Source organism: Mangrovicoccus ximenensis (assembly GCF_003056725.1).
GTDB lineage: Bacteria > Pseudomonadota > Alphaproteobacteria > Rhodobacterales > Rhodobacteraceae > Mangrovicoccus > Mangrovicoccus ximenensis.
The window spans coordinates 362,056-369,923 of sequence record NZ_QBKZ01000014.1 but is presented as its reverse complement, the minus strand read 5'-3'; the positions used below and the strand labels follow the sequence as shown (position 1 = coordinate 369,923).

Annotated in this window: 7 protein-coding genes and 2 pseudogenes; 1 reads left to right on the top strand and 8 read right to left on the bottom strand. The window is 69.5% G+C overall.

All coding sequences use genetic code 11. From position 1 onward, the window contains the following. The 8 genes and pseudogenes from C7T91_RS16005 to C7T91_RS38515 form a co-directional block, all read right to left on the bottom strand. Window positions 1–464, bottom strand: a pseudogene (locus C7T91_RS16005) (hypothetical protein); the annotation flags it as partial. A 55-nt stretch (window positions 465–519) separates the two neighbouring features. Continuing rightward, on the bottom strand, window positions 520–990 hold the full coding sequence (locus tag C7T91_RS16000; RefSeq protein ID WP_108260087.1) for a phosphotransferase: 471 nt from the start codon (window positions 988–990) through the stop codon (window positions 520–522). A gap of 53 nt (window positions 991–1,043) precedes the next feature. Then, window positions 1,044–2,156, bottom strand: coding sequence for a hydantoinase/oxoprolinase N-terminal domain-containing protein (locus C7T91_RS15995; RefSeq protein WP_108260086.1), 1,113 nt, complete (start codon window positions 2,154–2,156; stop codon window positions 1,044–1,046). Window positions 2,157–2,314: 158 nt separating this feature from the next. Next, on the bottom strand, window positions 2,315–3,016 hold the full coding sequence (locus C7T91_RS15990) for an ABC transporter substrate-binding protein (RefSeq protein WP_236638274.1): 702 nt from the start codon (window positions 3,014–3,016) through the stop codon (window positions 2,315–2,317). A gap of 282 nt (window positions 3,017–3,298) precedes the next feature. Then, on the bottom strand, window positions 3,299–4,111 hold the full coding sequence (gene allE / locus C7T91_RS15985) for a (S)-ureidoglycine aminohydrolase (RefSeq protein ID WP_108260084.1): 813 nt from the start codon (window positions 4,109–4,111) through the stop codon (window positions 3,299–3,301). Window positions 4,112–4,114: 3 nt separating this feature from the next. Next, window positions 4,115–4,480, bottom strand: coding sequence for a Rid family hydrolase (locus C7T91_RS15980; RefSeq protein ID WP_108260120.1), 366 nt, complete (start codon window positions 4,478–4,480; stop codon window positions 4,115–4,117). A 5-nt stretch (window positions 4,481–4,485) separates the two neighbouring features. Continuing rightward, on the bottom strand, window positions 4,486–5,946 hold the full coding sequence (hydA, locus tag C7T91_RS15975; RefSeq protein WP_108260083.1) for a dihydropyrimidinase: 1,461 nt from the start codon (window positions 5,944–5,946) through the stop codon (window positions 4,486–4,488). Next, window positions 5,943–7,319 carry a DUF2161 family putative PD-(D/E)XK-type phosphodiesterase gene (locus C7T91_RS38515; RefSeq protein ID WP_145962905.1) on the bottom strand — a complete coding sequence of 459 codons (1,377 nt, stop codon included), beginning with the start codon at window positions 7,317–7,319 and terminating at the stop codon, window positions 5,943–5,945. The genes hydA and C7T91_RS38515 overlap by 4 nt, the downstream gene beginning before the upstream one ends. Between C7T91_RS38515 and C7T91_RS35925 the strand changes: the two are divergent. Then, window positions 7,221–7,850: pseudogene (locus tag C7T91_RS35925) on the top strand (ABC transporter permease subunit); the annotation flags it as partial. The gene C7T91_RS38515 and the pseudogene C7T91_RS35925 sit on opposite strands and share 99 nt — an antisense overlap. Between the last annotated feature and the right edge of the window lie 18 nt (window positions 7,851–7,868).

Here is a 7,868-nt window from a genome sequence, read left to right as displayed (position 1 = left end):
TTGCACTGGAAGTTGTAGACGCCGATCGCCATGTCGGCGGCGTAGACGGCATTGTGCGCCTGGTATTCGGCGGCCATCTTCGGGTGGAAGAGCTTGGTCTCGAGCGTCGCTAGCGCCAGCTCCAGCTGGCTTTCCGACACGAAGGCCGCGTCGCCCAGCACGTTGTCGAGCGGCAGATCCGACGGGATGTAGCCCGCGGTCACGAAGACCAGGTCGGCCACGCCGGATTCCAGCCCCGACAGGCTGCCCTCGGGCGGCAGCAGCATGCCGCCGGGATAGACGTCGAAGTCTATCGAGCCGCCGGTATTCTCGGCGATCCGCGCCGTCCAGTCGGCAAAGAACTTGCCGTTCGGCGATCCCGCGCCCAGCCAGATCGCCGCCCGCGCGGTTTCCGCAGCGGCGGGGCTGCCGCCGAGCGCCAGCAGGGCGGCGAGGGCGCCGCCGAATGCAGTCAGTTTGGTCATGTCGGTTCTCTCCTCCGATTGCCCGGGGCTGCGGTCCTCCCGACCTGCCCGGAGCTTATCCGTCATTCCGCAGGCGGGGCGCCAAGCGCCTCCGGGAGCCGGTAGGTCCGGATCGCGGTGCCCGCGAACAGCGCCTGCTTCTCGTCCTCCGAACAGCCTGCGGCGATCCGCTTGAACGCATTCCAGAGCGTGCCGTAGGACACGCCCGCGGCCAGAGGTCCATCGCCATGAAGGCGAGGTCATAGAGCACGTCGATCGTGGCCAGCCGGTCGTTGAAATCTATGCAGTCGAAGAGCCGGGGCTTGCCCTGCCAGAGGCAGATGTTGCGCAGGTGCAGGTCGCCATGGCAGCGGCGGATGCGGCCCTCGCCGGCCCGCCGGTCGAGAAGCGCCGCATGGCCGGCCAGCGCTTCGCGGAAGGCGCCGTCGATCGTCTCGATCTCGGCTGCGGAGAAGACGCGGCTCTCGCCGAAGCCGGCCCGGTTGATGTACCGCGGCCAGAGGCAATTCGCCAGCCTGCTGGTCAACCGCTATCTCGACCGCACCGGGCAGGAGGACGGCTTTGCGCTGCTGCCGTTCTTCACCGCGCTGCGCGCCGAGGTCCGCGCCCATGTCGTCGCCACCCAGGCCGAGACCGGGCCGCCCGGGCAGCGGGACAGCACCGCCGCGGCGGCGCGCCGCCCGCGCCGATGGCGGTGACGTCGACCACGGGCAGCACCAGCGGCAGGCCGCCGATGTCGGTGCGCGTCGCGATCCCGGCCTCGCCGCCGGTGGCGACGGCCATGTCCGAGGAGGTGCCGCCCATGTCGAAGGTGATGATGTTCTCCATCCCCGACTGCCCGGCCTGCCGCACGGCGGCCATGACGCCGGAGGCGGGGCCCGACAAGATCGTCTCGACGGGACGCGCCACGGCGGATCCGACCGAGAGGCTGCCGCCGTTCGAGGCGGTGACCAAGAGCGGCGCGGTGACGCCGATCCGCTGCAAGCCTTCGGTCAGGCGCGCGAAATAGGCGTCCATCAGCGGCTGGATATAGGCGTTGAGGCAGGCGACCAGCGTGCGTTCGTATTCCCGGATTTCCGGCCAGATCGCGGCGGCGGAGGTGATCGGCAGGCCCGCGAGACGCCCGGCCAGCTTCGCGGCAATCGCGCCTTCGGTCTCCGGGTCGGCATAGCCGTTGATCAGCATCAGCGCGGCCGCGTCCAGACCCTGCGCCTTCAGCGCCTCGGCGACGCGGTCCAGCTCGGCCTCGGAGGGCATCGCGGCGAGCTTGCCGTCGCGCGAGAAGCGCGCGTCGATCTCGATGACGCGGGCGCGGGGAACCAGCGGAACCTCTTTCTCGGCATGGAGGTCGAAGGAGGAGGGCATGCGGCAGCGCGCTATTTCCAGGATGTCGCGGTAGCCTTTCGAGATGATCAGCCCGATCCGCGCGCCGCGGCGCTGGATGATCGCGTTCAGCCCGATCGTGGTGCCGTGCATCAGTCCGCCGACATCCGAAGGGGCCATGCCTTCGCGGGCGAGGAACTTCTCCAGCCCCTCGATCAGCGCGCGCGAGGGGTCGTCGGGGGTCGAGGGCTCCTTGTAGAGCGCGACGCGGCCCGTGCCGCTGTCGGCCATCACGAAATCGGTGAAGGTGCCGCCCACGTCGATGCCGATGCGGAGCCGTCCCTGGCTGCCCTGTGCGAAGTCTTTCATCTCGGTTTCTCCTCGCGGCGCGCTCATGCGGCGCCCGCGGTCACGATGACGCCGGCCTCGGCGGGCCAGCCAAGCGCCAGCCGGTCGCCGATGGCGAGCCCGCCTGCGCCCGGCCGCCGCCAGCATCCCCGGCAGCAGCGGCCCGCGCAGCGCCTGGCTCATGCCGGCGGCCGCCCCTCGGCCCATTCCAGGAGCCGGTCGAGCGCCGCGCCATCCAGATCGACCTGGTAGTAGAGCGCGTAGAAGGCGCGGGTCTCCTCGCGCAGGTCGCCCTGCCAGCGGTCGGGATAGAGCAGTCCGGCCATCCAGTTCAGCCCCATCAGCCGGTTCAGCGAGGGCGGCCGGTCGATCCAGCCGAAGGGTGCGGTCGGCGAGAGATGGACGCGCCCCGCCCGCACCGCCGCGATCCCCTGCCAGAGCGGGTCATCGAAGACCTTGCCGTGGAAATTGCGGTCCCAGGTGACGATCACCTCCGGATCGGCGACGATCACCTGCTCGGGCGAGACATTGACCAGCCCGCGGGTCGCGCCGCCGTCATCGGCAACGTTGCGCCCGCCGGCCCGCTCGATGATCTCGGTATTGATCGAGCCCTTCATGCCGGTTTCCAGCCCCTCGGGGCCGCGCGCCAGATAGACGCCCGGACGCTCCGCCGCGGGGATCTCCGCCAGCATCGCGTCGAGCCGCGCGAACCGCGCCTCGGCATCGGCGGCCAGCGCTTCGCCGCGCTCCGGCACGCCGAGCGCCTCGCCGATCAGCCGCAGCGCCGCCGGTGTGTTCGCGAAGGTGCCGTCGATCAGGAGATAGGGAATGCCGGTCTGGGCCTGAACCCGGTCGGCGAGATCGGCATNGGCGGCCAGCACCCGCTCGAGGTTGGCCTCGCCGCCGCGCCCGGTCAGGCGGCCGGTCTCGGGCAGGTCGCGATAGGGGGCGGCGATGTAGTCCCGCTCCTCGGGCCGCAGCGCCCGCGGCCAGCCATCAGGTTGCCGGCCGCGTCCTCCCGGACCCGATCGGCGCCCGCGTCTCGGAACCAGTCCGCGACCAGCGCATTGGCGCGGCGCATCTCGGGGCTGAAGGCAAGCCGGGTCATGCGCCCCGGCTCCGCCGTGATGGCAGCCAGCGCGGCAAGCCGCGCCGACGCCCGCTCAGCCGAAGACGACATCGCGGTTCACGTCCTTGTAGAGAAGGTAGGAGGTTTCCTCCCAGCCGGTCGCATAGAACTGCTGCGGCACCCAGGGGCCCATCCAGATGTAGTCCTCGGCCCAGACCTCCTGCCATTCGCGCTCCAGCAGGTACATGCCCTGGCCTTTCAGCATGAACAGCGAATGCTCCATGATATGGGTCTCGACCGCGGGGAAATGCCCGCCCGGCGCGAAGCTGAGCACGTTCATCTCCATGTCGAAGCCCAGATCGTCGGGCAGCAGGTGCTGCCAGCCGCGGCCGGCATTGCCGGTATGGTTGACCTTCTCGACCTCGGCAATGTTCGACACCAGCGCCCTGGGGACGTCATGGCCCTTGACCGGCACGTAGGGGCGGTAGAATTCCAGCACCCGCGCCTCGCCGCCGATGGCGGCAAGCTCGAAGCCCGCGCCCGGCGGCACATAGGCATAGCCGCCCTCGTCCATGACGTGTTCCGCGTCGATCCCGTCGACGCGGAACCGGATGCGGCCTTCCTGGACGAAGAGGAAATGCTGGTTGCCGTCATTGCGCGGCTCCCGCGTGCCGCCGCCCTCGGCGACGAGCAGCATGGTCTGCGCGAAGCCCGCGCCCATCTTCGGGCTGGCGAGGAAGCGCACGATCGTGCCGGCGTAATCCGGCAGGCGGCTGTCGAGCACGCCCTCGGGCGGCAGCAGCGCATAGTTGCGCTCCACCGCGCCGCGGAAATAGCCGGTGGCCCCCGGCGCGATGACCGGCGCGTCGAGCGCCTCGATCCGGCGGTGGAATTTCAGCTTCGGCATGGATCAGGCCGCCGGCACATAGGCGGTCAGGATCGCCTCGACCAGATCGCCGTCGGGCATCCGGCTTTCGACGAAGGAGCGGACCGGGCCCTTGCCGGCAGGCACGTAGGTCGCCCAGATATCGTCGAAGAGCGGCTTGTTGTCGTGGTCGGTCACGACGATCTCGGCCTTGACCAGGTGCTTGAGGTCGGTGCCGGCGCGGGCGAGGATGCGCTCCAGCTTCTGCAGGATGTCATGGGTCTGGCCCGCGAAATCCAGGCTGATGTCGTCGGCCGAGGCCACGGCCCAGACCATCTTGCCGCCGCCGGGGAACTCCAGGATGTTCAGCTCGGACTTGGAGGGCGGGATCGGGTTGTAGGTGACTTTCATGGTCTTCACTTCTTGGCTTGGGGGGGCAGCTTGGCGGCATCGAAGCCGTTCGGCGTGATGCCGCGCGGCGTCGCGAGGTCATAGGCGGTGCGCGCCAGGAAGCGGCCCTGGCCCGGCTCGGCCACGACCTCGCCATCCTTCATCGACAGCTTGCCGCGCAGATAGGTGGCGACCGGCCAGCCGGTGACCTCCATGCCCTCGTAGGGCGTGTAGTCGACCGCGTGCTGCAGCAGGTCGTTGGTGATCGTGACCTTGCGCTCCGCGTCCCAGATCACGATGTCGGCGTCCGATCCGACGGCGATGGCGCCCTTCTGCGGATAGAGGCCGAAGATCCGCGCCGGGTTGGTCGCGGTCACGCGGGCGAAGGTTTCCAGATCGATCCGGCCCTTGGAGACGCCTTCGGAGAAGACCAGCGGCATGCGCGAACCGACGCCCGGAACGCCGTTCGGGATCTGGCTGAAATCGGCATCGGCACCGTTCATCTCCTTGGAGTTCTCCGGCCCCTCGAAGAAGAAGGCCGAATGGTCCGAGGAGATCACGTCGATCACGCCGCGGCGGATGTCGTCCCAGAACGCATCGACCTTGCCGGCATCGCGCGGCGCCGGGCTGCACATGAACTTGGCGCCCTCGCGGCCCGGACGGTCCATGTCCTTGGCGCCCAGCACCAGGTATTGCGGGCAGGTTTCGCCCCAGACCTTCAGGCCGCGCTTCTGCGCGCGCTCGATCTCCTCGGCCACCTCGTGGCAGGAGACGTGGAAGATCTGGATCGGGGTGTCGACCAGCTCGGCGAGGCAGATGGTGCGGTAGGTGGCTTCGCGCTCGACCACTTCGGGGCGCGACCAGGCGTGGTACTTGGGCTCGGTCAGGCCCTGCGCCAGCAGCTGCTCGGTCATCCAGCCGATCGCGTCGTAGTTCTCGCAATGCACGGTGACCATGCAGCCTTCGCGGTGGGCGGCGGCCAGCACGCGCAGGAACTCGCCGTCGGTCAGATGCGCGTCCTCGTAGGTCAGGAAGACCTTGAGGCTGCGGATGCCCGCCTTCACCACCATCGGAATGTCTTCCAGCACGACCTTGTCGGTCGGATCCGAGATGATCTGGTGGAAGGTGTAGTCGGCCAGCGAGGTCTCGCCGCGGCGCAGGCTTTCGGCCAGAACGTCGGCGATTTCCTCGCCCGCATGCTGCGAGACGAAGGAGATGATCGAGGTCGTGCCGCCGGCCAGCGCGGCGCGGGTGCCCGTCACCATGCTTTCCGCGCCATGGCCGAGGCCGGGATCGACCTGGTCGATATGGCAGTGGCTGTCGACGCCGCCCGGCAGCACGATGCGGCCGGCCGCGTCGACGGTCTCGGTGCCGTCGAGGGACTCGCCGAGCGCGGCGATGCGCTCGCCGGTGATGCCGATGTCGCAGATGCGCGGACCGCCTTCGGTGACGACGGTGCCGCCCTTGATGACAAGATCATAGTTCATTGCAGGGTCTTTCCTTCGGTCGCGTCGAGGATCCGCGGCACGACCAGTTCGCTTTCGGGGTCGATCAGGTGGGCGCGCTCCATGTTGGGGCGCAGGGTCAGGGTCTGGCCGGGGCCGACCGGGGTCATCGGGTCGAGGCGCATCGAGCAGTCGCGCCCGCCGCGGAAGAACATCGCGATGGTCTCCTGGCCGAGCGGCTCGACCACGTCGATCTTCACCTCGATGCCCGCGCCGGTTTCGGCGACCGCAAGGTCTTCGGGGCGCACGCCGAGCTGCATGGAGCGGCCCAGATGGGCGCGGTAGCTCGGTTCGCGCTCCGCGGGCACCGGGATCAGCGTGCCTTCCGCGGTTTCCAGGGCAAGCCGCCCCTCGCCGTCCTCGACCGGCACCACGTCGAAGAAATTCATCGAGGGCGAGCCGACGAATTGCGCGACGAAGGCGGTCTTCGGGTGGAAATACAGCTCCTGCGGCGGGCCGACCTGCTCGATCCGGCCCTTGTTCATCACCACGACGATATCGGCGAGGGTCATCGCCTCGGTCTGGTCATGGGTGACGTAGATGGTCGTGGTCGGCGTCGCCTGGTGCAGGCGCTTGATCTCGGTGCGCATCTGCACGCGCAGCTTGGCGTCGAGATTGGACAGCGGCTCGTCGAAGAGGAAGACCGACGGGTTGCCCATCCGGTCGAACAGGCTGTCCTGCTCGAAGCGCGCCATCTCGACAACGGCATCGACCAGTTCGCCCGGCCCGTCGAAGCAGAGCCCGGCCGGCCCGCGGGTGATCCGCCGCACCCGGCGGTAGAGCTCGGGGGCCGCGGCGCGGTTCAGCCGCAGTTCCTTCTCGCAGGCGGCGAGCCGGATTTCGGGAGTGGAGAAATCGGCATAGGGCAGATGCACCGCCCGCTTCAGCTTGCGGAACGCGGCGCGCTGACTCCCGCGCTGATCCGCGCGCTGGCCGGTATTCGGATCGCCGCGGCGCTTGGCGAATTCCCGCAACAGCCGGTCGCGCTTCTTCGGCACGCGGCGCGGCTGGAACGGGCCGGGATCGCAGACAGGTTCCACATGGCCGTCCGCGAGCCGCACCGACAGCACGCCGAGCCCGAGGCGGCGCGCCAGCCCGACATTGTCGCGGAACGCCTTGGTCGTGGCGCGCGGCACGGCCAGATAGACCGCCTCGCTGACCGCCTGGCGCGCGATGCCCTGATGGAAGAGGGCCAGCGAGAAGGCGGTCTTCATCTCGACGATCACCGGGTCCTCGTCTCCGCGGCAGGCGACGATATCGGCGCCCGCGACTTCGGATTTCACCTCGTAGCCCTGGGCTTCGAGAAAGGCCTTGAGCGGCGCATAGAGGTCGGTTTCGCGGCAGGGGGCGGACATGGCCGGGACCCTAGCCGAGCCGCGGCCCGCCCGCCAGAGTCACTCTGCCGCGCGCAGCGCCGCCGGCGGGACGGGCACCTCCGTATCCCACAGGATCTCGGGGGCGGGCTGGCGCGCGAGGGCAGCTGGGCCGACCGGGCGATCCGCGGCTGGTGCTACCTGCTGGCAGGAACCCCGGCCTTCTGGCTGGCGATGCTGATGCTGGCGGTGTTTTCGGTCGGGCTGGGCTGGACCCCGGTCTGCTGCGCCGGGCCCTTGGGCGTGCCGCCCGGCGAGGTCACGCTCGGCCAGCGCCTGCACCATTTGGCGCTTCCCTTGGCCGCGCTGACCCTGTTCGGCGTTTCCGCGATCGCGCTACACACGCGGATGAAGCTGATCGAGGTGCTGCAATCCGACTACGTGCTGCTCGCCCGCGCGCAGGGCGCCGGGCAGGCCGACATCCTGTGGCGCCACGGGCTGCGCAATGCCGCCCTGCCGGCGCTGACCGCGATGATGGCGGCGAGCGGCGAGATCTTCGGCGGCTCGATCCTGGCCGAGCAGGTCTTCGCC